General features: G+C 36.7%; 27 protein-coding genes and 1 pseudogene. 25 read left to right on the top strand and 3 right to left on the bottom strand.

Features of this window, described 5'->3' with window-relative positions:
- The first annotated feature begins 2 nt into the window (after positions 1 to 2).
- The 7 genes from L0B53_RS13455 (at position 3) to flgM (ending at position 5,968) form a co-directional block, all read left to right on the top strand.
- Positions 3 to 905: an OmpA family protein gene (locus L0B53_RS13455; protein WP_235060123.1), complete on the top strand. Its 903-nt coding sequence runs from the start codon at positions 3 to 5 to the stop codon at positions 903 to 905.
- Positions 898 to 1,317, top strand: a complete 420-nt coding sequence (locus L0B53_RS13460) for a hypothetical protein (RefSeq protein WP_235060124.1) — start codon at positions 898 to 900, stop codon at positions 1,315 to 1,317. The genes L0B53_RS13455 and L0B53_RS13460 overlap by 8 nt, the downstream gene beginning before the upstream one ends.
- A 215-nt stretch (positions 1,318 to 1,532) precedes the next feature.
- Positions 1,533 to 1,805: a flagellar hook-basal body complex protein FliE gene (locus L0B53_RS13465; RefSeq protein ID WP_235062255.1), complete on the top strand. Its 273-nt coding sequence runs from the start codon at positions 1,533 to 1,535 to the stop codon at positions 1,803 to 1,805.
- Between the two features lie 14 nt (positions 1,806 to 1,819).
- Positions 1,820 to 3,508 carry a flagellar basal-body MS-ring/collar protein FliF gene (fliF, locus tag L0B53_RS13470; RefSeq protein WP_235060125.1) on the top strand — a complete coding sequence of 563 codons (1,689 nt, stop codon included), beginning with the start codon at positions 1,820 to 1,822 and terminating at the stop codon, positions 3,506 to 3,508.
- A 1-nt stretch (position 3,509) separates the two neighbouring features.
- A complete protein-coding gene (locus L0B53_RS13475; RefSeq protein ID WP_235060126.1) occupies positions 3,510 to 4,517 on the top strand; it encodes a FliG C-terminal domain-containing protein in 1,008 nt (335 codons plus the stop codon).
- 33 nt (positions 4,518 to 4,550) lie between these two features.
- The gene (locus L0B53_RS13480; RefSeq protein ID WP_235060127.1) at positions 4,551 to 5,570 is read left to right on the top strand and encodes a hypothetical protein; all 1,020 of its coding nucleotides are present in this window, start codon (positions 4,551 to 4,553) and stop codon (positions 5,568 to 5,570) included.
- A 119-nt stretch (positions 5,571 to 5,689) separates the two neighbouring features.
- A complete protein-coding gene (gene flgM, locus L0B53_RS13485; RefSeq protein WP_235060128.1) occupies positions 5,690 to 5,968 on the top strand; it encodes a flagellar biosynthesis anti-sigma factor FlgM in 279 nt (92 codons plus the stop codon).
- A 285-nt stretch (positions 5,969 to 6,253) separates the two neighbouring features.
- On the opposite strand, the pseudogene L0B53_RS13490 reads toward flgM, so the two are convergent.
- Positions 6,254 to 8,337: pseudogene (locus tag L0B53_RS13490) on the bottom strand (flagellar biosynthesis protein FlhA).
- A 310-nt stretch (positions 8,338 to 8,647) separates the two neighbouring features.
- Between L0B53_RS13490 and L0B53_RS13495 the strand changes: the two are divergent.
- The 10 genes from L0B53_RS13495 (at position 8,648) to L0B53_RS13540 (ending at position 16,749) form a co-directional block, all read left to right on the top strand.
- Entirely contained in the window at positions 8,648 to 9,724 is a 1,077-nt protein-coding gene (locus L0B53_RS13495) for a flagellin (RefSeq protein ID WP_235060129.1), read from the top strand.
- 175 nt (positions 9,725 to 9,899) lie between these two features.
- On the top strand, positions 9,900 to 11,231 hold the full coding sequence (gene fliD / locus L0B53_RS13500; protein WP_235060130.1) for a flagellar filament capping protein FliD: 1,332 nt from the start codon (positions 9,900 to 9,902) through the stop codon (positions 11,229 to 11,231).
- Positions 11,232 to 11,345: 114 nt separating this feature from the next.
- On the top strand, positions 11,346 to 11,741 hold the full coding sequence (fliS, locus tag L0B53_RS13505; protein ID WP_235060131.1) for a flagellar export chaperone FliS: 396 nt from the start codon (positions 11,346 to 11,348) through the stop codon (positions 11,739 to 11,741).
- The gene (locus tag L0B53_RS13510; protein ID WP_235060132.1) at positions 11,734 to 12,030 is read left to right on the top strand and encodes a hypothetical protein; all 297 of its coding nucleotides are present in this window, start codon (positions 11,734 to 11,736) and stop codon (positions 12,028 to 12,030) included. Before fliS ends, L0B53_RS13510 begins: the two co-directional genes overlap by 8 nt.
- The gene (locus tag L0B53_RS13515; RefSeq protein WP_235060133.1) at positions 12,027 to 13,343 is read left to right on the top strand and encodes a flagellar hook-length control protein FliK; all 1,317 of its coding nucleotides are present in this window, start codon (positions 12,027 to 12,029) and stop codon (positions 13,341 to 13,343) included. The genes L0B53_RS13510 and L0B53_RS13515 overlap by 4 nt, the downstream gene beginning before the upstream one ends.
- A gap of 4 nt (positions 13,344 to 13,347) precedes the next feature.
- Entirely contained in the window at positions 13,348 to 13,785 is a 438-nt protein-coding gene (locus L0B53_RS13520) for a hypothetical protein (RefSeq protein ID WP_235060134.1), read from the top strand.
- Positions 13,785 to 14,483: a sigma-70 family RNA polymerase sigma factor gene (locus tag L0B53_RS13525; RefSeq protein WP_235060135.1), complete on the top strand. Its 699-nt coding sequence runs from the start codon at positions 13,785 to 13,787 to the stop codon at positions 14,481 to 14,483. Before L0B53_RS13520 ends, L0B53_RS13525 begins: the two co-directional genes overlap by 1 nt.
- Positions 14,483 to 15,370 (top strand): flagellar motor stator protein MotA, encoded by an 888-nt coding sequence (motA, locus tag L0B53_RS13530; RefSeq protein ID WP_235060136.1) that lies wholly within the window; start codon positions 14,483 to 14,485, stop codon positions 15,368 to 15,370. The genes L0B53_RS13525 and motA overlap by 1 nt, the downstream gene beginning before the upstream one ends.
- A 29-nt stretch (positions 15,371 to 15,399) precedes the next feature.
- Positions 15,400 to 16,380, top strand: a complete 981-nt coding sequence (locus L0B53_RS13535) for a flagellar motor protein MotB (protein ID WP_235060137.1) — start codon at positions 15,400 to 15,402, stop codon at positions 16,378 to 16,380.
- Positions 16,381 to 16,461: 81 nt separating this feature from the next.
- Entirely contained in the window at positions 16,462 to 16,749 is a 288-nt protein-coding gene (locus L0B53_RS13540) for a hypothetical protein (protein WP_235060138.1), read from the top strand.
- 71 nt (positions 16,750 to 16,820) lie between these two features.
- On the opposite strand, the gene flgA is transcribed toward L0B53_RS13540, so the two are convergent.
- A complete protein-coding gene (gene flgA / locus L0B53_RS13545; protein WP_235060139.1) occupies positions 16,821 to 17,597 on the bottom strand; it encodes a flagellar basal body P-ring formation chaperone FlgA in 777 nt (258 codons plus the stop codon).
- A gap of 200 nt (positions 17,598 to 17,797) precedes the next feature.
- On the opposite strand from flgA, the gene L0B53_RS13550 reads away from it, so the two are divergent.
- The 8 genes from L0B53_RS13550 to L0B53_RS13585 all read left to right on the top strand — a co-directional run bounded on the left by L0B53_RS13550 (position 17,798) and on the right by L0B53_RS13585 (position 24,255).
- On the top strand, positions 17,798 to 18,160 hold the full coding sequence (locus L0B53_RS13550; RefSeq protein WP_235060140.1) for a hypothetical protein: 363 nt from the start codon (positions 17,798 to 17,800) through the stop codon (positions 18,158 to 18,160).
- 227 nt (positions 18,161 to 18,387) lie between these two features.
- Complete coding sequence (locus L0B53_RS13555) at positions 18,388 to 19,185, top strand: transporter substrate-binding domain-containing protein (RefSeq protein ID WP_235062256.1); 798 nt, start codon at positions 18,388 to 18,390, stop codon at positions 19,183 to 19,185.
- 56 nt (positions 19,186 to 19,241) lie between these two features.
- On the top strand, positions 19,242 to 20,189 hold the full coding sequence (locus L0B53_RS13560; RefSeq protein WP_235060141.1) for an amino acid ABC transporter permease: 948 nt from the start codon (positions 19,242 to 19,244) through the stop codon (positions 20,187 to 20,189).
- A gap of 13 nt (positions 20,190 to 20,202) precedes the next feature.
- Positions 20,203 to 20,928 carry an amino acid ABC transporter ATP-binding protein gene (locus tag L0B53_RS13565; RefSeq protein ID WP_260115587.1) on the top strand — a complete coding sequence of 242 codons (726 nt, stop codon included), beginning with the start codon at positions 20,203 to 20,205 and terminating at the stop codon, positions 20,926 to 20,928.
- A 252-nt stretch (positions 20,929 to 21,180) separates the two neighbouring features.
- Positions 21,181 to 22,032, top strand: a complete 852-nt coding sequence (locus L0B53_RS13570) for a hypothetical protein (RefSeq protein ID WP_235060142.1) — start codon at positions 21,181 to 21,183, stop codon at positions 22,030 to 22,032.
- A 221-nt stretch (positions 22,033 to 22,253) separates the two neighbouring features.
- Positions 22,254 to 22,733 carry a hypothetical protein gene (locus L0B53_RS13575; RefSeq protein ID WP_235060143.1) on the top strand — a complete coding sequence of 160 codons (480 nt, stop codon included), beginning with the start codon at positions 22,254 to 22,256 and terminating at the stop codon, positions 22,731 to 22,733.
- Entirely contained in the window at positions 22,661 to 23,563 is a 903-nt protein-coding gene (locus L0B53_RS13580; protein ID WP_235060144.1) for a sensor histidine kinase, read from the top strand. Before L0B53_RS13575 ends, L0B53_RS13580 begins: the two co-directional genes overlap by 73 nt.
- 68 nt (positions 23,564 to 23,631) lie before the next feature.
- On the top strand, positions 23,632 to 24,255 hold the full coding sequence (locus L0B53_RS13585) for a response regulator (protein ID WP_235060145.1): 624 nt from the start codon (positions 23,632 to 23,634) through the stop codon (positions 24,253 to 24,255).
- 97 nt (positions 24,256 to 24,352) lie between these two features.
- On the opposite strand, the gene L0B53_RS13590 is transcribed toward L0B53_RS13585, so the two are convergent.
- Positions 24,353 to 25,399, bottom strand: a complete 1,047-nt coding sequence (locus L0B53_RS13590) for an ethylbenzene dehydrogenase-related protein (protein ID WP_235060146.1) — start codon at positions 25,397 to 25,399, stop codon at positions 24,353 to 24,355.
- Positions 25,400 to 25,778 lie beyond the last annotated feature (379 nt).

Below are 25,778 nucleotides of genomic sequence, written 5' to 3' on the forward strand. Positions count from 1 at the left end.
GAATGAGAAATCGGCTAATTGCACTTTTATTTCCTTGTTTATTTGCTACTAATGCTTTAGCAATTGAGCAAATAGAGCCCTTTGATAATGTTAAATGGCAAAGCAGTCAAGGGGTTGATTTTTGTCAAATTACCTTGGGTGATGAAAGTGCGGATTTATATATTGCTATTAAGCAGGTGGCAGGAGAAAAAATAAGACTCACTGCCACCAATAATGGACATTTTGACCTAAGCCATAATCAAATTATCTTAAGTAGTGAAAGTGCGCCATGGACAAGAACACAACAAACGCCATTATTAATTCGACTAGAAAGTGTTAGTCACAATAAGAATCAAGCTCAAAATGTTAGAGAACAAACCTTAGATGTACAACAGTTATTAAAATTAATGAATCAAGGCAGTTGGCTTTCATTAAATAGCCGTGGACATAAAATTATTTTACCGACAACCAATGCCAGTGAGTACCTCTCTAAGTTTTGGTTGTGTAGTGGACAGTTACCTCAAATATCTATTGATCAAGCGAGTGATGTTACCTATTTTTATCCCAGTGGTTCTGTGACAGTAACGAAACATGAAAAAGATAAATTACTGATTATTACCGAATTAATTAAACGAGATAATCGCATTAAAAAAGTATTAATTGATGGACATAGTGACAGTGCTGGCGATCCCGTTGCAAATTTACAGTTATCAAAAGAGCGCGCCGCAAAAATGGCCATTATTTTGGTTAAGAACGGAGTAAATAAAAATATGATTGAAGTGCGAGGGCATGGTAGTCGATATCCTCTAACAAACAGCCAAGGCAAAAAAATTAATAACCGTCGAGTACAGATGCGTTTAGTGATGGATTATCCAAACACAACCAACTTAGTTGAAGAGTTAGATATTAAGGAAACAAATGAGTAAGCAAGATGCGCTAAAAGCAATTTATACCTCTATTATTATCAGCAGTAAAATGTTTGACCAAATGAATAGTTTATTAGACCAATTAAGAGTAGCCACGATTCAATTGAATCATGAAGAAACAGAAGTATGTAATCAAAAAGTTCTGCAACTCACAGAACAGTTACAAAAAGAACAAAATAGAAGAGGGTTACTGGCTGAAAAGTTGGGCTGTAAAGGTATCGATTACTTTTCCGAATTAATTGAAATGACTCAGGGTAAAACCAAGGATCAGTTATCCTCAGTTATTGAAGCATTAAAAGTAAAAGCAGAAGAGGGACAGGCTAAGTTAACATTAAATAGTACGATTCTGCAGCAGCAACAAGAAGTTTTAAATAATGCGATTGAAAACATTCATTTAACCATTAAAGCTTGATTTTTTACCAATACGCTCGTTAATTAATCAGTTAATTATTTTTGGGTAAAAAAAGTAGATATTTACGTTATTTAACATTATGTTGTATTTAGGTAATTAAATTGTTGATATTTCATTTTTAATTAAAGTTAAAGCTGAAAGGTAAGGACATTATGAACATATCTTCCATAGGAATGGCAGAAGCTCAAATCTTAGAAAAAATGCAATCGCATAAAATGATTGCTGATAATCAGTCTTTTGCTATTCAAAATACCCCGCAGGTAGGAATGTTAAATTTTGGTTCTGCGATGGGTAATATTTTAGATAACCTGAATAACCAGCAACAGAGTGCCAGTCAAAAAGTACAAGCTGTCGAACTTGGACTAAGTGATGACTTGATCGGTGCGACTATCGCTAATCAAAAAGCCAGCCTAACCTTTAACGCATTGATGCAAGTAAGAAATAAAATGGTGTCAAATTTCAATGACATTATAAAAATGCCTATATGATGGAGTATTAATAGATGGCAACTGAAGTGAAACCCGCATTAACAAGTCCAACGCCCAATAAGGTCGCTGGAGAAGGAAAGAGTAAACTCTCGCAAATAGGGGGTAACTTCCGTGTTTTTTGGGCTAGCTCACAACGAAACTTAGTTGTTATTACTATTTTTGCCTCCATTATCGCTGCCATTATCGTCCTTTTGCTTTGGTCTTCCACTGAGCGTTATCGTCCTCTTTATAGCTCCTCGTCGAATTACGATACCAGCCAAGTTTTACAACTTCTTGATGAATCAAATATCCCTTATCAACTCAGTTCCGATGACGGTCAAATACTCGTCGTAGAAAAAAATGTCGCTAAGATTCGCATGATGTTAGCGGCAAAGGGGTTAAAAGAGCAGCTGCCGAGCGGTTTTGAATCATTGGATTCAGGGGCTAATATTGGTGAAAGTCAATTTATGGAGACCGCACGTTATCGACATGCCCTAGAAGGGGAGTTAGCACGTAGTATTACTACCATGGACCAAATTAACCTCGCTCGTGTTCATTTAGCGATTCCAAAAGAAACCTTATTTGTTAGAACTGATGCAGAAGAACCAAGAGCTTCAGTTATTGTCAATATCATCGAAGGAATGGATATTAAGCCAGCTCAAATTGACTCGATTATTAATTTAGTTTCTGGGGCCGTCATTGGATTAAAAGCTGAAAATGTTCAAGTGGTCGATCAATATGGGCGTTTACTGTCTGATGATGCTTCTTCTGGTGATTATACGGTTGCCTCATCAAAGCAGCGTGATTTTAAAACCAATCTAGAAAACCGTCTGGTTAAGCAAGCATCGGATATGTTAACGCCGATTCTGGGTGCTTCAAACTTCCGAGTTCAAGTTTCAACGGATATTGATTTTTCCAAACGAGAAGAGACATTAGAAACTTTTGATGAGCCTAAAATTCAGAGTGAATCGATAACCACCGATAGCAATGACTCATCCGTTGCACTTGGTATCCCTGGCGCATTGAGTAATACTCCACCTGTTACAGGCAACGATCAAGCGCCTGATACCAACTCAACGGTAACAAAAAGCTCTACCGATAGAAAATATGCGGTAGGTGGCAAAATTACCCATATTACTCATCAACAAGGTGTTCTTAATCGTCTCTCTGTAGCAATTGTTCTTAATGACACTGCGAATACAGAGGGCATATGGACGCCGGAGCAGCTTAATAATATTCAGGCAATTGTAATGCCAGCAATTGGATTTAACCAAGCGCGTGGTGACTCGATTAATATTCAAAGCTTCCCGTTTATTTCCGCATCATTTCAAGAAGCAACACCTCTTCCTTGGTTTGAAAATAGCAGCCTTATTCAGCCAATAAAATACATCATAGCTTTGATTCTAAGTGTATTAATGATTCTATTGGTTCTTAGACCGTTAGTTAAATACTTGATTAATCCACATAATAAAACCCCTGAACAGTTATTGGCTGAAGCTCCATTTGAAGTGGATATAGAAACACGAGCAGAACAAGCCAGAGAGAGTGCCCTTAAATCTAAAATGGACTCTTTGGGTATTGATGCCTCAGGAATTAAAGCCCTAGAAGATGATTTGCCACCTGCGGATAGCCCTATTGAAGTTCAGATTCAACACCTTAAGTTGATTGCTTCAGAAGATCCACAGCGAGTGACGGAAATCTTACGAACTTGGATGAATGCATAAGATGAGCGAAGATAATAAAGGTTACCAAAATGTCCACGGTGTCGCGTTAATGATATTAACCATGGGTGAAGATATTGGTTCTAAAGTGATGCAAGGCTTTAGCCATGAAGAGATCAAGCGTATTACTCATGCGATGAGTGATATGACAGACATTAAAGCGTCAGATGCACATCTCTCTTTAACTCGATTCTTTGACGATTTCCGAAAACACTCAGGTATTTTGGGTGGGACACGTAATTACATTACCAATATGTTAGAAAAAACATTAAACGGTAACTTAGCCAAAGATTTAGTTTCAGAAATTTATGGTGATGAGATTCGCGCGGAAGCGGAAAAGCTGGCATGGATACCTGCGGATTTATTAGTTTCTAATCTAAAGAAAGAACATATTACGATGCAAGCTTTGGTCATCGCCCACCTTCCTTTAGATTACGCCCCTAAAGTTTTAAAAGAGTACAGCACTGAAGAGTGTAATAAACTGATTTATTTGATCTCTAAAACCGAAATTCTAACCGCTTCTTTAGTGGATTCGGTTAAAGAGTTAATCGCTAAGTGTCAAAGTTCTTATCGCGCAAGTACCACATTTAGTCTTCACGGCTCTGAAATTGTGGCAAATCTTATTAACCGTTATCCAGGTGATAAAGCGAGCTTATTTGATTATATCCATGAGCAAGATGAAAGTGCAGCTGGCGCCATCGAAGAAGCGATGTTCGATTTCAACTCTCTCTTTAATCAAGGTTTAGAGACCTTTAATGAAATTAATAAAGAGGTCACTATCGAAATGTGGGCATTAGCACTCAAAGGGATTGATGATACTCGTCGTAACTTTATTTTTAATACCTATCCAACACGAACAGCCAATGCACTGAAGGAACAGATTGATATGTTAGGTGCGGTTACGGTGTCCGTTGTTGAAGAAGCGCGCAAAGATATTTTAGAAATAGTTAGAGATATGCAGGCGGATGGCCAAATCAAAATTGATTTCACCAATGAGCAGCGTTTACTGTAATCTGAAACTCGAATAGGGAAGATGGAATAACCCGTGAAAACACAAGGTATTAAAACGTCGGTTGGCGGAGCTGTTAATGCTCAAACTAGCCGAATAAAAAAAGCCAAATCAACGGCAGCGGTTACCTCTTCAACAGCGGTGCAGGCTTCAACACCTCTTTTTCCTAAATTACAGTTAAGTGAAAGACCACAACTGATCGCGGAGTTATCGGATAATCACAAAATTCACAGTAGTTTAGCGTTAGCACGTGAATTAATTAAACAAATCCTCTCTGGTTTACTACAAATTAAAAAGATCGCACTGTCTGGTGAATATACGCCAGATTCCATGAACCGTGTTGATATCTATAAAAAACAGATCATGGCCGCGGTGAATACTCAACTTTTCGGTCACTATATTTTAGATTCAAGCTTTAATGCGGTAGGCAATAGTAGCAGTTTTATTGAATTTACCATCCCTGGTTTAGATCTGAATCGAGAACGATTAACCGATGAACTCGTCACACTTTATATCAATAATAAGATGGTGCCGTTAGCCTTTGACCGCACAGAATCAAAACAAACCCTGTTCACTAAATTCAGTTTAATGTTTGGTTATAGTCAATTACAACTGCAACTCGGTAGTGAAAAAGAGCTGATTATTGGTATGAACGATCAATTGTGGAGAAAGTGGAATGGGGTGGTTTATGTCTCAGGTCAAGGCGGTCGTTTTGCCTCGGGTACACCGATGACCATTGAGGTGATACCCAATCAAGTCACAGTAGAAAATATCACTACCTTAGATATGAATGATAAAGCGTTACCTGAAAAGGTAGATCTTATTATCAAGGGCTTACAAGCTAATTATCAATTAACTCTAAATAATAGCCAATCCCAAAATCAAGCCTCTGAGCATTTAATTGCCCTCTGTTCTCAATCCAGTATTGCCGATGCTGCAATGATTCGTCATCAATTTATTACTGATCCTCAAGTATCGCTGATGTCGGTTTATCGCCAGTATCAAGGCCCTAATCGCACTAATGTGACAAAGCTTCTTAATAACAAAAAATTGTGACCGCTATACCATTTTTATTCGATTTCAAATTATTTTTAATTTATTTGTCGTAAAAGTGATAAAAATAATTCATTCTGCCGTTATACCAATTAGGTAACACGACTTATGGAGAGATTTTTATGAGCAATATACGTTTGGATGGTGTATCCCACATACAACAGACCAATAAAGTCAATCAATCAGCAGCACCGATCAATAAACCCATTGATGAGAAAAAACGCACCAAGCAACTTGAAATCAGTGGTAAAGAAGCCGAACTCTTAAAAGCCAGCAAAAAGCTCTTTGATGCAGCCCCTGATGTTGATATGGACAAAATTAATCAGATCAAAGCACAAATAGAGAGTGGAGAAATGAAATTTGAGATGAAGAAGGTGGCGGAAGCATTAGTACGTAAATAAGATGTTGTCATTCTCAATCAAAATTGTCTTAATCAATCGTGTTATCTATTTTACTTTTTATCCGAACTTAAAATTATTTATACCCTTCTTACTTGAAGTTGCTAGGTTGTTGGCTATATTCATTCGCCCCAATCATATAGAAAACCTAGACTCATGGGGCCTCATTCACTTGCCGCCTACTAGCACCTCCAATTACTTTGGGGATAAATCTCTAAAAAAAGGCTAACTCACTTGAGTTAGCCTTTTTTATTCTAAATGGTGATGAATGTGTTTATGTCTGAAACACTACGCAATTTCTCCTACGATATTTAATTGGTAATCATCAGGGATTTCATTAAACGATAAAACAATTAACTCTTTGGAAAAAGCTCTGGCTAATTTGGCGGTAATCGGTCGGGCAACAGGTGTCACTAATAACACCGGAACCATGCCTTGGGTTTGCATCGTTTGAACGATTGATGGCATTTTATTTTGAAACTTCTGCAAAATAGTCGGATCTAAATTAACGCCATCAAGGGGGGCTGCGGCATCATTCTGTTGTGAAAGATTGATCGCGGTACGAATATCTTGTTCTAACTGCTGACCAAATGAGAAAACATTGATATTTTTCGATTGCGGAGAAATTAAATTAGCAATGGTTCGCTTAAGTGCAACACGGATATCTGCCGCTAATAGGATTGGATCTTTGGTTTTATCGATGCTTTCAATCAGGGTATTGGCAATGGTTCGGACATTGGTGATCGGTACTTGCTCCACCAATAGATGACGAATAACCTGCATCTGCAAATTGGGTGTCACTAATGTGGTGAGATTTTCTGCTAATTCAGGATGATAAGCGGCTAATCGTCCATTGACGGCTTTAACATCATCATAATTGAAGATCCCTGCTAAATGCTCACCACACACTTTACTGACATGGGTGGCAATCACATCATGGACATCGATAACTTGAAAGCCTAAGTTGATTGCTTTGGTTTTGTCATCTGGAGATATCCAAAGAGCAGGAAGTTTATAAGCTGGGTCGTTACCGATCACACCGTCTAGATCTGGATGATTGACCATACCGACCGCCATCATTCGGTCGGTATGCACTTCACCTTGATCTATTTCGTCACCATCAACATAAATTGAGTATTGATTTGGACGCAGTGACAGATCATCGCGGATCACCACTTCTGGAATAACAAAGCCGATCTGTTCACTCAAGGTTTTACGACAGCCTCGAATACTCTTAATCAATGAGTTCTTTTTCTTTTTAGTCGCTAAAGAAACTAATTTAAATCCAAGAGATAACGAGATGGCATCCACTTGAGGAATAATACTCCAATCCAAGGTTTCACTATCTTCGAGGTTATTTTTTAACGGCGTTAATGCTTGTTCTGCCTGTTCTAATTGGTCTTCATCATTATTTTGACTCTGCCTCCAACCGACAAAACCGATAATAATAGCAAAAGAATAAAAGGCAAGGTGTGGCATATTTGGCACACTACCGATAATAAACATCACCCCCGCTGTCATATAAAGAACCGCAGGGCGAGCTAAAATCTGATTATTCACGGTTTGCGCGACATCATTATCGTTATCACTAATACGGGTAACGATAATGGCAGCTGACGTGGCTAATAAAAGAGAAGGAATTTGTGCAACCAGACCATCACCAATAGTTAATAGGGCGTAAGTCTGAAACGATTCTGTTGCGGTTAAGTCATACTCGAAGATACCAATTAAGATACCACCGATTAAGTTAATAAACAGAATCAATAAGCCTGCGATGGCATCACCGCGAACAAATTTACTGGCTCCATCCATCGCACCATAAAATTCCGCTTCTTCACCCACTTCTTTACGACGCGCTTTGGCTTGAGTTTGATCGAGTAAACCGGCATTTAAATCTGCATCAATCGCCATCTGTTTACCGGGTAGGGCATCCAAGGTAAATCGTGCCGAAACTTCGGATATACGTTCACCACCTTTGGTAATGACCACAAAGTTGATGATCATTAAGATGATGAAGACCACGATACCGACCACATACGAACCGCCGATCACCACTTCACCAAAGGATTGGATCACTTTACCCGCAGCATCGCCCCCTTCATGACCATCTAATAATACGATTCGAGTCGAGGCCACGTTTAAGGTTAATCGCAATAAAGTTGCGATTAACAGCAAGGTAGGGAAGACAGAAAAATCCAATACCTTTTTGATGGTGCTACTCACTAACAGCACCAATATGGCCAAGGTGATGTTAAATGTGAATAAGGCATCCAACAAAAAAGGGGTAAAGGGAGGATAACCATTGCCAAAATCATCAACAAGACGAAAGGGATAGCAATACTGGAACGAATGTGATGGAGGTTTTTTAACATTTTATCGATCTTTTTATAAAAAATATTAATTTAAATTTATCATACAATTCTCTTTTTTTCAATTGATTATCTTATTTGTTGGTAATGAATGTGATTTTTATGTAAAAAATTTAAAAATAAAGCGATAAAAAAAATGCGGTTGCCGTAATACCTAATTGAAAGGTGATGATGATGGGTTAATAACCTAATTTAAAAACAGGCTTAACAACAAACGTCATTACACCGACTCAAAACAATCTTAGTGAATAAATAGATTCAGTTGAAAAACCAATAGTGGTTTCAGCTGCCAATAGAACTCAGGAGAGTCATTATGGGTATTTCAGTACAAACAAACTATGCAAACCTTGTCGCACAAAACACGCTACAGGGAACGAATATGGACTTGTCTAAGTCTATGGAACGTCTATCTACTGGTTTCCGTATCAACTCTGCTTCAGATGATGCTGCAGGGCTTCAAATTGCAAACCGTCTTGAATCTCAGGCTCGTGGTATGGGTGTTGCGTCTAAAAATGCACAAGATGCTATCTCAATGATGCAAACGGCAGAAGGGGCGATGGATGAGATGACCAATATCGCTTTCCGTATGCAAGATCTAGCAACACAAGCTGCAAATGGTACTGCATCTGATGCAGATCGTGCTGCTATGGATGCAGAGTATACTGAACTTGGAAATGAATTAAGTAGTATTATGTCTAATACCAATTTTGGTGGACAAGCTCTATTAGACCCAAATGCCGGTAGTTTTTCTTCTGGTGTAACCTTTCAGATTGGTGCTCAGAGTACTGAACAACTTAATGTTGATGTATCGTCTAACCTAGGTGTTGTTGGAACAACGATTAATAGTTTAACGGATGCTGCAGACTTACAATCTGATTTATTGGCAGCAAGAGATACTGCAGCGTCAGGAGGTGCTGGTGTAACTGGAACATATACTGATTATGCTGATTTTCTAGCTCAAGTTGATGCTGGTACCGCGACTGCTGGTGATGATGCTATAATTTCTGGCTTAGTCGATACAGCAGCTGCTGGTTTCACATTAACATCTGATGGTACTACCAGTACAGCAACAGTTACACAAATTGAAGAAATGGGGATTGGTTCACAAGCTGGTGCTCAAAACGCTATTGACTCAATGTCAACATTCGTTAATGATTTAAGTTCAACTCGTTCCCAATTTGGTGCAACAATTAATCGTCTAGAACATACTATTACTAATTTAGGTAATATGAGTGAGAATATTCAAGGTGCGAAAGGTCGTATCATGGATACAGATTTTGCCGCAGAATCTGGTGCAATGTCTAAATCACAAATGTTAATGCAGTCTGGCGCTTCTATGCTGGGTGCAACTAAGATGGTTCCACAGTTAGCAATGTCAATGCTAGGATAATTGAACCGTTAATGGTTGGTGATATTTACAACGTTGACCATTAAAAATAATAGAGTAGTTAAACTATCAACTACTCTATTAATATGAATATTGAATAAAAAAGTATTTATATTAATAGAGTAACCCGTATTACTTCACAAAATAAAGAAATAGAAAAGTAGAGAAGGAGTTCATTATGAATATCGATGCTGCAAGTATTGCCCAACAATTTGCCCAATACGATATTGCCCCTTTTGAACAACGTTATACACGACAATTGTCACAAATTAGCCAACAAACCAGTGCGATTTCAAAATTGAAGTCTGCATTGAGCACGTTAGAAAATAAGATGTATGACTTTACTAAAACGGGTTCTTCTCTCCAGCAAAGTGAAGTCAAAATCGAAGATGACAGTTATTTTGATGTTGCTTCTTCGGGTACTGCTTCTTCTGCTAATCTAGATATCTTTGTCAAGCAGTTAGCCACTAATCATCAAGTTGCTGTATCAGCAGGTGTGGCCGATGTGAATGATAAAATGAGTGGTGGCGGTAAATTAGATATTACCGTGGGTGGTTCAGTGACAACGCTCTCTATTCTTGATGGTGACAGTGATGGTAATGGCGAAACGAGTTATATCGAATTTGTCAGTTATTTTAATGAGGTGATGGGCGATCAAGTTGAAGCTTCTTTGGTTAAAAGTGGTGGTGAAATTACCATGGTCTTTTCTTCGACAGAAGAAGGTGCGGATAACAACTTTACCCTTGAAGGCAAGAATTGGCAAAATGTCATCGATATGTTTGACGGTCAAGTTGAATTGGTGGCAGGCCAAGATGCAGAGATTCATTTGGGTTCAGAAAATTCATCTGTAGTACTCACCAATGGTTCGAATACTTTTGAAGATTTAATTGAAGGTTCTAGTGTTACGATTAAAAAAGCCCATGAAACCGGTGATGTAGCAACCAACTTTACCGTAGGTGGTGATATAGCAACCACCATGGCAAGCATGAAAGAGTTTGTTGATGAATATAATACCCTCCTCGATGAGATTAATAGTTTAACTACGACTGGCTCTGAAGATGAATCTCGCGGAATTCTTGCATCAGATAGTTCTGTTCGTTCAATTAAAACTCAGTTACAAAGTTATCTGCGAGATACCTTTAATGATGGTAGCCAAGATGTTTCCCTTTCTTCATTGGGTTTGGAAATTGATCGTGATGGCAAATTAGAGTTGGATGAAGATAAGTTTGAAGAGGCGAGTAGCCTTTATAACATTGAAGAGATCTTTACTGGTGAAGCTGGCCTGTTCAATGTGATGTCAGACAAGATAGATACTTATACCGACTTTACTGATGGTTCACTAAAAAACAAAACCGATACGCTAGATTTACAACGTGACAGAATTAATGATTCATTAGAAAAACTTGATATGAAGTATGAAGCCAATTACAACCGATATTTGGCTCAATATACTCAGTTGAATATGATTCAAGCTCAGATGGATCAAACGATGTCGCAGTTTTTATTCTAATGATACTAATAGCTTGAAATATAATAGGAAATCAATAATAACTTGAACTATGATTAATAAAGAAAAAATTAATCAAAAATAATTGCTTAAATAGATAAAAAAGAAGGGAACCATATGTTATTAGGAAATCGCCAACAAGCCAATTATGCTCAAGTTCAAGTGGAAGCCAATGCGTCAGTATCATCAAGTTTTGAACTTATCTGTATGTTGCATGACCGCTTAATTGTCGAGATTGATTCTTTAAGTTTTCATATCGACAATAAAGATTATGAAGCTAAATCTCAATCTGCGCAAAAAGCGATTGATATCTTAGCGGCGTTAGATGCGTCACTGGATTTAGATAATCCCAATGAGTTGATTACTAATATTCATAAACTGTACGAACACGGTATTGCCTCTATTTTTGCCGCCTCTAAAGATTTAGATACCTCAGGATTACCTGAACTTAAAGCGTTAATGCAAGAGTTAAAAGAGGGTTGGGAAGGCGCAATGGCGGTGCTCGATGTCTAAACAGACGTTAATTAAGTTATTACGTCATTACCAAGTTGCAGAATCGAAACAAGATATTGATGCGATAGAGAAATCGAGTCTCTACTTATCAAAAGTATTATCTCAAGTCGATCAACATGATTCGGACTTGAGACCGGTATTAGTGGAATTAAAAGCAGTTCATCTACGCTGTGCTAAACTTATTGATCAGCAGTTGCATGAGTTAAAAGGAAGTATGATGAACAATTCTCAACTCAAAATACGCGAAAAAGCGTACGCTAAAACTCAAATGGGCAGGGAGGAGATATGAGCTTATCATTGAATATCAATCACTCTTCCCAGTTTTCGAATAAGTTAGCTTCTAGCGAAGGGTCTATAACAGAGCAGTCCACAACAGGTTGGGCCGTCAGAGAACAAGATAGTTTAATTACAAATGGTGCCGAGACTAATTTTAAATCTCTTTTTTCTGCAATTAGCGATACAGAAAGCGAGAAACTGACAGAAAGTTTAAGTCTTGACTCTGCTCCTGTTGACCTAGTTTCAGTCGATCTAGCTTCTTTAGACCTAGCTCTTGTCGATCTAGATACAGCATTGTCTGGTTTATCAGATGATCAGTTAAAAGACCTGACTGAAGAACTTGTTAGTTTTCTATCCCAATATCTATCAGAAAACAGTAGTGATGAAAGTAATCCGAATAGCCAATTGAATCAATTAGCGTTAATGGTTAATCAACAAGTTTTGGATAATATCGGCTCTGGTGAGAATATTACCATTAATCAACTTATATCGACTGTGATTAATCCGTTTACTGTTAATGACGTTAATGCCAATGAAGTATCAAGAAGCCAAGACTATTTAAATACCCAACAGTTAGTGAGTAACTTTAAACAGTATTTGCAAAGACAGCAAAGCCCTATTTCAATCAATAATGTAACTGGTCATATTAACGCAAATAGCTCACTAAATGTTGACAAAGGAAATCAGCAACACGTTGATGTAAATAAAACGCAATTGGCGAGCTTTATCTCACAAATGAAGGCAGCAAAAGGTCATCTTAGTCAAAATGGATCAGGTTTAAATTTAGCAAGTTTAAACAGTTCAAATATTAATACTGCCGGGTTATCGCGTAGTTCGAACAATGATCCGAATGGTTTATTACTGCCAAGTCTAGGGCAAACATCTGCGGAATTTGTTGCTAAAGTCGGTGTGAGTTCAAATAGTACGTCTGGTGACATTGCCAACAAATTGCATTCTATCTTAGCGGATAAACTGACGTTTCAAGTACAAAGCAAAACACCAGTTGCAACGATTAGATTAGATCCACCCGAATTAGGTAAGCTGGATTTAATGGTAAAACTAGATGGTGATAAGTTATCAATACAAATCACGTCAAATAACAGTGCAGTTCGAGAAGCGATTCAGCAAACATCAGAACGCTTACGGAATGAATTGGTCAATCAAAATTTTTTAAATGTTGATGTTAGCGTTAATCAAGAATCGGGAAGTCGGGAATCATCAAGTTTTTCACAACAGTCACATGATGATGAAACAATAATATCTGATAATAACTCCCAAGTTAACAACCAACTTGATGAGAATACGGATTTTTTAGTACGGGTATAACAACATGAAGATTATTCTAATAATTATTGTTTCGATTGCATGCACCATTGGCGGTATGTTTTTCATCCAAGGTAAGGATGGTGTGATAGGCCAGAAGTTTGCTTCTATGTTAGATGAGCAATTACCAGGTCGCGTAGATATTCATGATGTCCCTCTTTCTATCGAGAATTTAATTATTCCGATTAATAATGGCAAGCGTCAAAGTTTATTATTATTAGATTTAACCTTATATATGTCACCAGAAGATAAAGAAGGTATTAATGACAATGTGCCTTTAATTAAGAATGTGATTATTAAATCGATGACCACCAAAGATCCAAGTTATTTTTATAATCGTGATTTTATCGCTAATGTTGAAGTGGAATTAGACAAAATTCTAATAGAACAGCCAACGAAATCACGTATTAATCGAATTATATTAACTAAAGCAATCTATCAATAATGTTATTAAAGCAGAGTTATCAACAGACGGAGCTTAAATCTTCTGCCGAACTGATGCAGTTAGAAACGGCAGCGATAGAGTCTCATATTGGTTTTGTGAAGAGCGTCTTAAGACAATATAGCGCAGTGCTTGATAGTGGGGCATTAGAAGATCTCTATCAAACGGCGATGATGACGTTGATTTTAGAGTTTAGAAAATTTAATCATATTGATAATGATGATTTCCAAAAGTCAGTAAAAGTTAAAATTCGATTTGAATTAATTAATGAATTAAGACGACAAGACTTTGTTGAACGTAATAAACGTAAGTTAATTAGAGAAATTAACAAAGCAGAGATGACGTTAAGTCAAAAGTTAAAAAGAGTCCCCGAACATAGTGAGATTTGTGCTTATTTAGGTATTGAAACTCAACAATTTCATAATGCTTTAAATTATTCATCGATACAAGATGATACAGACCTTGATCAGTTAGTGGTTGAGAAGTTAGATGATGTCGACAGAGAATTACTGGTTGATGAAATTCAACAGCAGTTAGAAGCCATGCCATTAGAAGCACAAAAGGTCATGTATCTGATGTTCGAGGTCGGGTTAGGATTTGAAGAGGTTTCCATCGCTTTAGATCTCAGTATTGGCAAAATTCAACGAATTAAAGAGAAGGCAGTTAAATTACTAATTGCTGAGTTAGGAAGGAGAGACTAATGCAGAAGATTGTCGGATTTATCGTTATTGTCGCCGTGGTCTTTGGTGGTTTCTTTGCTGCGGGTGGTTCTTTTGGTGTTATTTTTAAACCCCTCGAATTAATGATTATTTTCGGTGCAGCGATTGGGGGATTGGTCATATCATCATCCATGAATACGCTCAAGCTCATGATGAGTCAAATTAGGTTATCTATTGGCTCGACTTATTATGATGCAGCTTATTATCGCGACCTTCTCTGTTTAATGTATGAGTTGATCAATGTGGCTCGACGCCAGAATGTTAAGGTGTTGGATAATCATGTTGAAAATCCAAATGACAGTGCAATTTTTAATAAATACCCAAAAATTGTAAAAGATGGCACCACGTTTAACTTTATTATTGATACTCTGCGAGAGTGTATTAGCCAGCAACAAAATCATCACCAACTTGAAGCTGAACTTGAAGAAGAGATTGAAGTTCTCGAAGCTGAATTAGTTAAACCGTCAGAAAAAATGCATGCAATGGCAGAATCTATGCCGGGAATTGGGATACTTGCGGCGGTAATGGGGATTATTTTAACCATGCAAGGATTAGACGCGGAAATTACCGTCATTGGACGCAATATTGCAGCAGCCTTGGTCGGAACATTTACGGGCATTTTCGGATGTTACTGTATGTTTGGCCCGTTATCAGCAAGTTTAAGAGATGTTGCTGAGAGCCAAGTTGCCCCTTTGCAGTGCGTTAAATCGATGGTGATTGCTTATGCGATGGGTAAAACGGCGAACTCTTGTGTCAATGCAGGGCGTAGACATATCGAAGTAACTTATAAACCGACGTTTACTGAGTTAGAAGGTGTGATAGAAAATTTAGCCACGACATCTCAGCAAGAGCGTCGGGCTGCAGATTAATAATATCTTTACGATAAGAGGGCATTATTATGGGTAGAGTACCCCCAGCAACGGTAATCGTTAAGAAAAGCCGTAGAAATAACAAAAAAGAGTTATCTCATGGTGGCTGGAAAGTGGCTATGGCCGACTTAATGATCTCTATGATGTGTCTATTTCTCGTACTTTGGTTGATTCAAACCATGACCAGTGAAGATAAGAAGAAATTGAAAGGGTATTTCACCCAAGGACATTTTGAATTAGGTGAAGAAATCGGCGCGTTACAAGGAAAAAATTCAATCAGTGAACTAAATCTGCCTGAATTAGCAACTAGCTATCAACAAGCTGAGCTACATCGAGTCCGAGATACTGCGTTAATTGAAGGTGAGTATAACAGCCAGCAGCAACTTGAATCACTGGCTGATTTGATAGATGAAAAGGTTTATGCTTTAGGGGCTTCTGACTCTATTCGAATTGAAGTGACACCACAAGGCTTAAGAATTACTTTAGTTGATGCGGGTGAAGGGCCAATGTTTTACCGAGGTGGTACGGCAATCAATCCATTTTATGAGGATCTACTACTGAACCTTGCCCCAATATTTACCACCGTTAAAAATCGAATGATTGTTTTGGGTCACACGGATGCCAGCCGTTATGCTGGTGCCAAACGAACTAATTGGGAATTGTCTACAGAGCGTGCCAATATCGCGCGTAATACCTTAGAGCAAGGTGGGATGGAAGCTTCACACATCTTTCAGGTTTCAGGGATGGGAGATCGATCTCCTCTTGATATGAATGACCCATATAGTGAGGTTAATCGTAGAATAGAGCTTTATATTTTAACTGCAGCCGCAGAAGCGTCACTACAGTTGGTTTACCAGCAGTCAGAGGCAAATCAAAATATTCAAGTTGCTCAGCAAGTGGATAGATCTGATCAACAGAGTTTAGATATCATTAATCAACAGAAAGCGATTGCATTTCAACAAGCTGCGTTTAATCAACCGGTCACAATATTTGATGCAATCACTGAATAGTGGGTTAAAATCTAGTATTGAAGTGTTCCTATTTATATCATTTTTTATCATGATCGCAATTTAAGACTTAAAGGTACGTTAATGGAAAATGAATTAGTGCTAGATAGACCTAAAAAACAGGTGGCTTGGTTAATTACGCTCTCTTATTTAGCACTTTTTCTCATCGTTGTCTTTCACTCTGCGTTCTCTAAATTAGGTGTGTTTTCGGCGTGTGCTTTGATTATTTTATTAAATGTAATTATGGTTTCATTTGTTACTCGAATACCTAAACAGCAATTCTCTTTAAATGGCGAAGGGTACCTCCTTTTTCCTATCTTATTAGAAGTGATACTGTCCATTCTTATCTTAATTCTGTTGATTATTGCTTAGGTTTTTCCTTTCAATTTTTCTCTTTCAATCTCTCTCTTTTAATTTTACCCTTTCAAATTTTTAAATTAAATTTAATTGATTAAGATTGTTTGGCTATCGATTACCCTTCCATGTACCACTTCACCTGATTGGCTATTTTTAACTTTTATTTCATCACCCAGTAGCCCATTTTGCAGTGAAACTCCTTCAGTCACTATCGTTATATTACGCCTTTGAAGTTTGATATTAATGATTTCACCTTTAGTTATGTCGTAATCGATATAAAGGTAACGGGGTTGAATCATGGTGCCGACTCGTAATGAACGACGAACTTTGCGATTCATTACTGGCTTTAAATTACGGTAGAACTGTTGCTGACTATTATAAATCTTGGTTTCAACTAGCTGTGTATTTTCATTATTTAATAATTCTCCTTTTTTTATTGGCAACTTTGCGGTAACCACTTTGGTCGTAAAGCGTGCATTAACAATATATTTTACATTCCATTCTGGAGTTATACAGCTCACTTGCCAACGATTCTTACCAATCATCTCTTTAGGCATTTTAATTTTGGGAGATTGACAGATTAATGTATTTAATGCGGTAGGGAATTTATAGTTGATGTCATAATTTTCATCTATATTAATCGGGTAGTGGAATGAAATGATTTTCTCAGTTCTAGCTTGAATGCGCTGTTTTAGGGTGATTACCTCTGAATCGTTAATATTCTGTTCTATTATCTGTTCATACGAAGCGGTTTCTGCTGCAAACAACGTCGAGGAATTTACCACTAATAATAAAGCGAAAAGTACTCTGTTTGATGAAATGGCTTGTTTAGTTGCCTTTACTTTTATTTTAAATAGCGTCATAGCTTCTTGTATTTTAATCCATTATTCCTAGTACCTATTCTTTCATTCTATCTAATAAATTGTAAATTACTTATATATTTTTGTTTTTAATTCGCATTAACTAACCATTTGCGTTGACTGTTAACTTTGTTACTCTTAGCTTTTATTTTTATTGATAATCGATGATATTTCAGATGATTATCATCTTATAAGGATGTATTTTGTCTTCCAAAATTTATCAACACCTCTCTATGGTCTGTTTTGCACTTTCTATTGTTGGGCTTTTTAACTATTTTAGTTGGCAATTGCTCATACTTTGCTATTTAGCGCTAACCGCGACCGTGCTTTCTTCCTCTTTGATTGCAAAAAGTTGGTTGATCTATAAAAGCCAACACTCTTTATTTCGCTATCTTGGTTTTTCTCTTTTTTGGTTTTTATCTATTGGAGCTTCATGGCGTTGGGTTAAAGCCAGAATAAAAGACAGTGAAGAGATACCTGCTGAGCGGAAAATAGAGTTTATTGCTTATTATTCTCACCTTGAGGAGGATATTTCTCTACTTAATCAAAAAAGCATCAAGAAATAAAAACAGTCAAAGAGCAAAAATCAATCAATCGAGTTTAGGGTGTATTCTCTAACACACTGATTATATAGAAATGTTATTTATATATATTTTTCTTTCTAAAATAAACATTGCATTATGCTGGGTTTTCTTGTTATAAGTAAAGTATAACTGTTAAGATTTTGTAATTTATAATTAGTATTTAATTATAATAGGTTACATAAAACTTCAATTACTTTAGGGATGATATGATGAAGAAAACTCTGGCAGCACTTGCTGTATTTGCTCTTTTTTCGACTGGAGCAAATGCTCAGCAGTCACCAGCGGCACTACAACAAATTGCAAAAGATAAAGAACTTAAAGTCTGTTTTGAAGCAGGATATATGCCTTTTGAAATGACTGCAAAAAACGGAAATTTCATCGGTTTTGATATCGATCTTGCTAAAGGCATGGCTCGTGCGATGGGTGTGAAATTTATTCCTGTTAATACTGCATGGGATGGTATTATTCCTGCACTACTAACGGGTAAATGTAACGTTATTATGGGTGGTATGACAATTACCGCTGAGCGTAATATGCAAGTTAATTTTGCTGACCCGTATATCGTTATCGGTCAATCAATCTTAATTAACCCTAAGCTTGAAGGTAAGATCACCAACTATAAAGATTTAAACAGTGCGGATTTCACAGTGGCAACTCAGCTGGGAACCACAGGTGAAATTGCAATTAAACGTTATATTCCAAAAGCAGAACTCAATGCGTTTGAGAATAAAACTGAAGCGGTTTTAGACGTAGTGAATGGTAAAGCTGACGCATTTGTTTACGATCTTCCGTTCAATGCGACTTATGCTTCTAAGCATGAAGGACAATTTGTTCACCTAGATACGCCATTTACTCATGAACCTCTTGGTTGGGCGATTCCTCAAGGTGATCCTGATTTCTTAAACTTCTTAAATAACTATCTTCGTCAAATTAAAGGCGACGGTACGTATGACCGTTTATATACAAAATGGTTTAAACAAACTAAGTGGTTAAGCCAAGTACAGTAAGTCTACTTTTTAAGCTCCACAAGGTGTGGGGCTTTTTCTTTATTTAAGAGTTTTTTATGGAAAGTAAGTCCAAGAATTTATTTTGGAATGGTGTCTTTGTTTTTATTCTTGCGATTATCGGGTCTCTGATCTATTTCTCAGCTCAGAAAATTGATTATCACTGGAATTGGGAACGTGTTGTTCCTTATATTGCAAACAATGCCGCCACGCCAATCGCTGCTCCTGAAGATGGTAATATTATAACTAATGACCAAGGAGAGTTAGTATTAGAATCATTCACTGGTGAAATAGTGATGAATCTAAGCCAATATACTGAAGCAACCGTTTATGAGGGTGATCTAGTCTTTGAAGGCGATGAGATCGCAGCCATGAAAGAGTGGAAGTTGGGTGCGATTACTGAAGGTATTCTCGTTACCATCGACCTTTCACTTTGGTCGTTATTATTCTCTTTAATTATCGGCCTGATTATTGGTTTAATGCGGATATCCTCAAATATTGCATTAAAGAAATTGGCCATAACCTATGTAGAGATTATTCGCGGAACACCATTATTGGTTCAGATATTCCTTGTCTATTTCTTTATTGGTACGGTTCTCGATCTAGAACGTTTTACCGCAGGTGTGATTGCGCTATCAGTATTTACGGCCGCTTATGTTGCAGAGATCATCCGCTCTGGTATTCAAGCTATTCCTAAAGGTCAGATGGAAGCGGCAAGATCATTGGGGATGAATTATCCTAAAGCGATGATTTATGTCATTCTACCTCAAGCGTTTAAGAAAACATTACCGCCATTAGCGGGGCAGTTAATTAACCTAATTAAAGATTCCTCTTTGGTTTCTGTTATTTCAATTACTGATTTAACAAAAGCGGGACGTGAAGTGGTGAGCAGTAGTTTTGCCCCATTTGAAGTTTGGTTTACTGTTGCAGCCCTCTATTTACTATTAACTAGCAGTCTGTCGTGGGCAATCCAAGTATTAGAGAAGAGGTTATCAAGCAGTGACTAATTCAATTTCAGATATTATTATCGCCAATGATGTTAATAAAATTTATCCTAATGGCTGTCATGCATTAAAAAATGTCTCAGCCTCAATTAAACCTGGTGAAGTGATTGTTATTGTTGGCCCTTCAGGTTCAGGTAAGTCGACTTTTTTACGTACATTAAATCAATTAGAAGTGATCAGCTCTGGTGACATTACGATTGATGGTATGGATATGTATGCTAAATCGACGAACATTAACGAACTTCGTGCTGATGTGGGAATGGTGTTCCAAAACTTTAATCTCTTTCCTCACAAAACAGCCCTAGAAAATGTGATGCTTGCACCATTAAAAGTGGCAAACCGTGATAAAAAAGAGGTAGAAGAGCACAGTAAAGACTTGCTTTATAAAGTGGGACTTTCTGACCGAATGACCAATTATCCAAACCATTTATCTGGTGGTCAACAACAAAGGGTTGCGATTGCCCGCGCATTAGCAATGAAACCTAATATTATGTTGTTTGATGAACCGACTTCTGCACTTGATCCTGAAATGGTTGGCGAGGTTCTGGATGTCATGAAAGATCTTGCTAAAGAGGGGATGACCATGGTGATTGTGACTCACGAAATGGGTTTTGCCAAAGAGGTGGCTGATCGGGTGTTATTTATGGAAGATGGGGAGTTAGTGGTTTCAGATAATCCTGAAAACTTTTTCACCAACCCGACTAATCCAAGATTAAAGCAGTTCTTATCAAAAGTACTTTAATGTAATTTTGGCGATCATCACTCTCTTATTTTTCTGTTCTTTTTGAATGGTGATGAATAAGAGAGTTTTTTAGCTATTTCCTTTCAAAATATCTTACTTTTATTTACATAATTTCTTAATAATGGAATCTTATTTCTGTCAGTTTCAATGGTATTTAAAGCACGATTAAATGGAATCAGAGCGTTTGTGCTACTGAAATTTTATTCTACAGTGTTATGATGTGGTTTCACTTAATATTGAAAGTACATGACTATGAATACGCATCTGCTCCTCTCTTTTTGGTTAGCAATTTCGATGTTTTCAACTGGGACATTGATTACCTTATCAATGTTAAAAACCAGTAAATCACTCTATCCATATATAGGGAAGACGATCCTATTCTGTTTGGCATTGCCACTTTTAGCATTAATTTTTATCTATTTTTCACCACAACCAGGAAAACCTGTTTTAGAGGGAATTTTTCTCTGTTATTTGTTTATTGGTAGCCCGATTGCGATTCAATCTGTGCAAAAAAATTGTGAAAACAGCTCTATCGTCCTATTTTCTGTTTTAGCGACACTTATCGCCTTAATAGTAAGTTTAGTTAGCACACCGATTGTTATGACTTTAGCTAGTTTTGTTACGCCATTATCATTTAAACTATCACCGTTGTTTGTCGCTTCAATGATTTTAAAACAATTGCTGATTCCTATTATTTTAGGTATGGCTTTTGCTGCTTATTTCCCTGAGTTGGTTGAGGTAGTTAGGAAGTGGGCAGGCAAGATCTGCAATTTACTTATTTTACTTATCGTTATCTTTGCTGGAATAAAGTTTTATCACCACACATCAATAACATTGCCTGAGCATCTATTTGAGTACTGTCTATTCGCGACATTGATTCATGTATTGTTTGCTTATTTATTTGCCAGAAAAAATAAAGTGACAACAGAAGCAGTGAGTCTTTTGTTTATGAGAAATACGGCACTTTGTTTAATTGTTGCAAGTCAACTTCATGGTCCAGCGGCTGTATCTTTACAACTTTATTCTATTTGGTTAATTATCTTCGGCATGATCGTGCAAAAAGTGGTTAAGTATCGACATGATACAAAGTTAAAAACTAATTAACTCCTTTTACATACCAATTGCTGATTTAAGTCACTAACTGATACCTTGACTATTGATACTACTTAAGTGGTAGTGTAAGGTTCGCGATAATTACTTAATCCAGAAGTTGTATCTCAGTGTATCCATTTTTTCATTTTACCCTTTACTTAATTTATGGGCTGATATTTTTTGCTATTGGCTTTTCAATTTACTTTCATAACTTTAAGCTGAGTAATTTAGCTTTGGCTCGCGCATTACCAGCATTAGCTCTTTTTGGTTTTATTCATGGTGCTCATGAGTGGGCTAATTTATATCTCAATATTTATCAACCTCAACTTGAAATGCAATCAACGGTAATTATGCTTAAAGCGATTAAACTTTTTGTTTCTTATATTGCTTTGGTTTATTTCGCTCTAAAAATGTTAATGATGACTCGCTGGCGCTTAAAAAAGCTCTTAAGCTTAAGTTTAAAAGTTGCGGTGTTTTTATTTCTAATTTATGCGTTCATTTATCATATTCAAGGATCAATGCCACAACATGCTGATTTATTGATGTTACAAACTCGATATATTTTTGGCTCAGCGGCTGGAATTATTGCTGGAGGGAGTTTAATTGATTACTCATATAAATTGGCAAATGATGGAAAAAAATGGTGGGCTCACTTCGCCTTCTCGGTTTATCAATCATTGCTTATGGTCTGTTTTCTGGTTTTTTATATATAGATAATGTGATTTTAGGTCCGATTACTCGCTTGGTTTGTGCTTTCTTTATTTTAATCTATTTGATTAAAACCTTAACTATTTTTGATAATGAACGAGTACATAAAATTGAATCTAGGTTAGAAGCTGCATTCCATAATAAAAAACTTCAAGATATTGGGGAGTTAACAGCCTGTATTACTCATGAAATTAAAACACCGTTAAGTAGCAGTCTAATGCGGTGTGATTTATTAGAACAACAACTCTCTCAAATCCATCAAAATAATGTTGAACTCAATGAGCAAAGTTTTACCCGTATTAATAAACAATTATCCCATATTAGATGTGGTGTTTTGAGTGCCGCTCAAATTAGCCAAGAGCTATTACAATTTTCTCATCGTGGGGATGTTGAATATTCACAATGTCATGTTATTAGCCTAGTTCAAGATTCAATCGCTTTATTACAGCATAAACTAGAATTATTTAATATTAATGTATCCATTCCTAATCACCTTTGTGTATATGGTAATAAAAATCAGCTAGAAGAAGTGTTAATTAATATTATCAATAATTCTATCGATGCCGCTAAAGAAGAAAAGCGTATCGATATTTCTGCGACTTTAACCGACCTTTCTGTTGAGATTGTTATTCTAGATTATAGTGGTGGTATTGCTATCCATCATATCGATAAAGTTAAACAACCCTTTTTTTCCACTAAGGATAAAAAAAGTGGTACAGGTTTAGGTATTCCTCTTACGATTAAAATTTTGGAGTATAACAATGGCTTTTTGCAATTTGTTAATAGTAGCAAAGGCCTAAAGAGCACCATAAGATTACCGATTGATTCAATATGATAGATATCCCACCGACGAGTCACTCCAATTATCTTGAGTATACAATATAAATAATTAAAGGAATAATGATGAAAAAAATATTAATTGCCGAGGATAACCAAGAGTTACGGGAAGCCATAGTTGAAGCGTTACTGTTGGATAATTTTACTATCACAAGCTGTGAAAGTGCAGAACAAGCGATTAATTATATAAATCGAGACTATTTTGATGTTGTTATTTTAGATTATATCATGGCAGGGATGACAGGAATTGATGCCGTTCCTGTGATAAAGCATCAAGCACCCAAAACGGCGATTATTCTTATTACCGCCTTCGGCACCATAGATATTGCTGTAGATGCAATGAAAAAAGGAGCGGATGAATTTTTAGTTAAACCCTTTAGTCTAAAAGAGCTTAATACAACCGTACGTAAGGTGATGACTAAAAAGCAATTAAATCAATCTGCATCCCAAGATGAAGATAAAGTATTTTCAGCCTTAGCAAACCCAATTAGACGACAAGCCATTAATATTCTAAAACAGTATCGACTATTAAAATTTATGGATCTGTGCAGACTTCTTAATCTTGAAGATCATTCTAAATTTAACTTTCATTTGCGCCAATTAATTAAAAGTGATTTAGTGAGTCAGGATGAGGATAAAAATTATTTTCTTACTCGGCAGGGGATAGATATTGAGTCTAGGTTATTATAAAACCTATATACCCCTCATACTTGAAGCTGCTAGGTTGTTGGCTGTATTCATTCGCCTACTAGCAACTTCAATTATTTTAGGTATGTATTTTTATAGCTTACTTAAACTTCAAGTTATATGCACCACGGTGGTAAAGGTGGTTGATCTGTGAGTTATCAAATACAGCAAGACCAAATGGGTACTGTTTCGTTAGATCATCAAATTGTACATCTTGAGTTTTAGAGTTTGTATGCGTCGTAATTAGCTTACGTTTGATTTCTATTGTCCATACACCCTCGGCCCAAACACCCTTAGTGACAACGTCACCTCTTGAGCCGGTGTATGCAGAAGTGATAACACCAGGGATGCGAGAAGTTTGATCATAATCTGCCGTGAATGCGACTTTCTTATTATCATCGATAATTACAGACTCATCCGTCAAGTCAGACATCACATAGGCTGGTTGGCCATCTTTCTTATTATTAACGTAAACACCGCCCGTTTTATCATCGCCTTTACGTCCCCATCCTTTATTTTTCTTTGGATCTGTATTGCTATCAACATATTGATCATCTAACTGAGAAAACTCATTACGACGAACACCTTTCCAGTGCCACATATCGATATATTCGCCAGCATCAGTATATTTTCTAGCCGGGTTTTTATCTTCAATTCCATTTATTTTGCCATCTTTAGCACGGTGACAAGCTTCATTACACCCTTTTTTAGCAAAACCTTCTGTATTGATATCCCAATATACGGCAAATTTATCTTCATAATAGGTATTTTCGTGGCCAGTTTCATCTTTATTGATTAACTGCTTCCAAGTACCGTCTTCTTGCTTAACCCATGGGAAGCGATTTAAGCTCTTTGTTGGGTCTTTATAAGTATATAAAAAGTAAACATTCTCATTGTCATATAATGATTTAACAAAGACATCTGTTCTTTTGATTCCGTCATAACCATTTTCAGGTTTATAGGGCAGTTTATTCAGTTTTACTTTTAGGCTTTCAGCACTGTCCCAGATCCCTTCTGCACTACCGTCGATCATGATTTCTTGATCAATCTTAACACTGTTAAGAGTTTTGTTACTTGCATGAGCTGTTGTTATGGTTGCCGATGCTAATGCAAGCGTAATAGCCGTCGTGATGATTGTCTTATTCATTATCTATCCCTGTGAAGTCATATTTATTTTTATATTTGAATTCATATTACGGTTAAAGTGATTTAAATGTTTGATTTAAATCATTTTAACTGGGGTGTTGAGCAGCCGGGATGTAGTTTTGTGATGCTTATAATTAAAAGTGATAATTATAATTATCTAAAATGATTTGATTGATAAACATATTTATCATTAATTTATACTGTAGAAAGTAGAAAGTAGAAAGTAGAAAGTAGAAAGTAGAAAGTAGAAAGTAGAAAGTAGAAAGTAGAAAGTAGAAAGTAAAAAATAGAAAACGATGGTATAGAATGATGCGGAAAGGATGAAAGAGATTAGATGTATATTAAAAAGCCGCAATTATTATTACCTCTGTTGAGTTTAA

Source organism: Vibrio sp. SS-MA-C1-2, from assembly GCF_021513135.1.
Taxonomy (GTDB): Bacteria; Pseudomonadota; Gammaproteobacteria; order Enterobacterales; family Vibrionaceae.

Coding starts and splice junctions, on each gene's coding strand:
- fliF (WP_235060125.1), top strand. CDS start 1,820: ATGGCAACTGAAGTGAAACCCGCATTAACAAGTCCAACGCCCAATAAG.
- L0B53_RS13560 (WP_235060141.1), top strand. CDS start 19,242: ATGGAAAGTAAGTCCAAGAATTTATTTTGGAATGGTGTCTTTGTTTTT.
- L0B53_RS13460 (WP_235060124.1), top strand. CDS start 898: ATGAGTAAGCAAGATGCGCTAAAAGCAATTTATACCTCTATTATTATC.
- L0B53_RS13590 (WP_235060146.1), bottom strand. CDS start 25,399: ATGAATAAGACAATCATCACGACGGCTATTACGCTTGCATTAGCATCG.
- L0B53_RS13580 (WP_235060144.1), top strand. CDS start 22,661: ATGGTGGGCTCACTTCGCCTTCTCGGTTTATCAATCATTGCTTATGGT.
- L0B53_RS13525 (WP_235060135.1), top strand. CDS start 13,785: ATGTTATTAAAGCAGAGTTATCAACAGACGGAGCTTAAATCTTCTGCC.
- L0B53_RS13570 (WP_235060142.1), top strand. CDS start 21,181: ATGAATACGCATCTGCTCCTCTCTTTTTGGTTAGCAATTTCGATGTTT.
- L0B53_RS13540 (WP_235060138.1), top strand. CDS start 16,462: ATGGAAAATGAATTAGTGCTAGATAGACCTAAAAAACAGGTGGCTTGG.
- fliS (WP_235060131.1), top strand. CDS start 11,346: ATGTTATTAGGAAATCGCCAACAAGCCAATTATGCTCAAGTTCAAGTG.
- L0B53_RS13510 (WP_235060132.1), top strand. CDS start 11,734: ATGTCTAAACAGACGTTAATTAAGTTATTACGTCATTACCAAGTTGCA.
- L0B53_RS13495 (WP_235060129.1), top strand. CDS start 8,648: ATGGGTATTTCAGTACAAACAAACTATGCAAACCTTGTCGCACAAAAC.
- L0B53_RS13515 (WP_235060133.1), top strand. CDS start 12,027: ATGAGCTTATCATTGAATATCAATCACTCTTCCCAGTTTTCGAATAAG.
- L0B53_RS13520 (WP_235060134.1), top strand. CDS start 13,348: ATGAAGATTATTCTAATAATTATTGTTTCGATTGCATGCACCATTGGC.
- motA (WP_235060136.1), top strand. CDS start 14,483: ATGCAGAAGATTGTCGGATTTATCGTTATTGTCGCCGTGGTCTTTGGT.
- flgM (WP_235060128.1), top strand. CDS start 5,690: ATGAGCAATATACGTTTGGATGGTGTATCCCACATACAACAGACCAAT.
- L0B53_RS13455 (WP_235060123.1), top strand. CDS start 3: ATGAGAAATCGGCTAATTGCACTTTTATTTCCTTGTTTATTTGCTACT.
- L0B53_RS13535 (WP_235060137.1), top strand. CDS start 15,400: ATGGGTAGAGTACCCCCAGCAACGGTAATCGTTAAGAAAAGCCGTAGA.
- L0B53_RS13585 (WP_235060145.1), top strand. CDS start 23,632: ATGAAAAAAATATTAATTGCCGAGGATAACCAAGAGTTACGGGAAGCC.
- L0B53_RS13555 (WP_235062256.1), top strand. CDS start 18,388: ATGAAGAAAACTCTGGCAGCACTTGCTGTATTTGCTCTTTTTTCGACT.
- L0B53_RS13475 (WP_235060126.1), top strand. CDS start 3,510: ATGAGCGAAGATAATAAAGGTTACCAAAATGTCCACGGTGTCGCGTTA.
- L0B53_RS13465 (WP_235062255.1), top strand. CDS start 1,533: ATGATTGCTGATAATCAGTCTTTTGCTATTCAAAATACCCCGCAGGTA.
- fliD (WP_235060130.1), top strand. CDS start 9,900: ATGAATATCGATGCTGCAAGTATTGCCCAACAATTTGCCCAATACGAT.
- flgA (WP_235060139.1), bottom strand. CDS start 17,597: ATGACGCTATTTAAAATAAAAGTAAAGGCAACTAAACAAGCCATTTCA.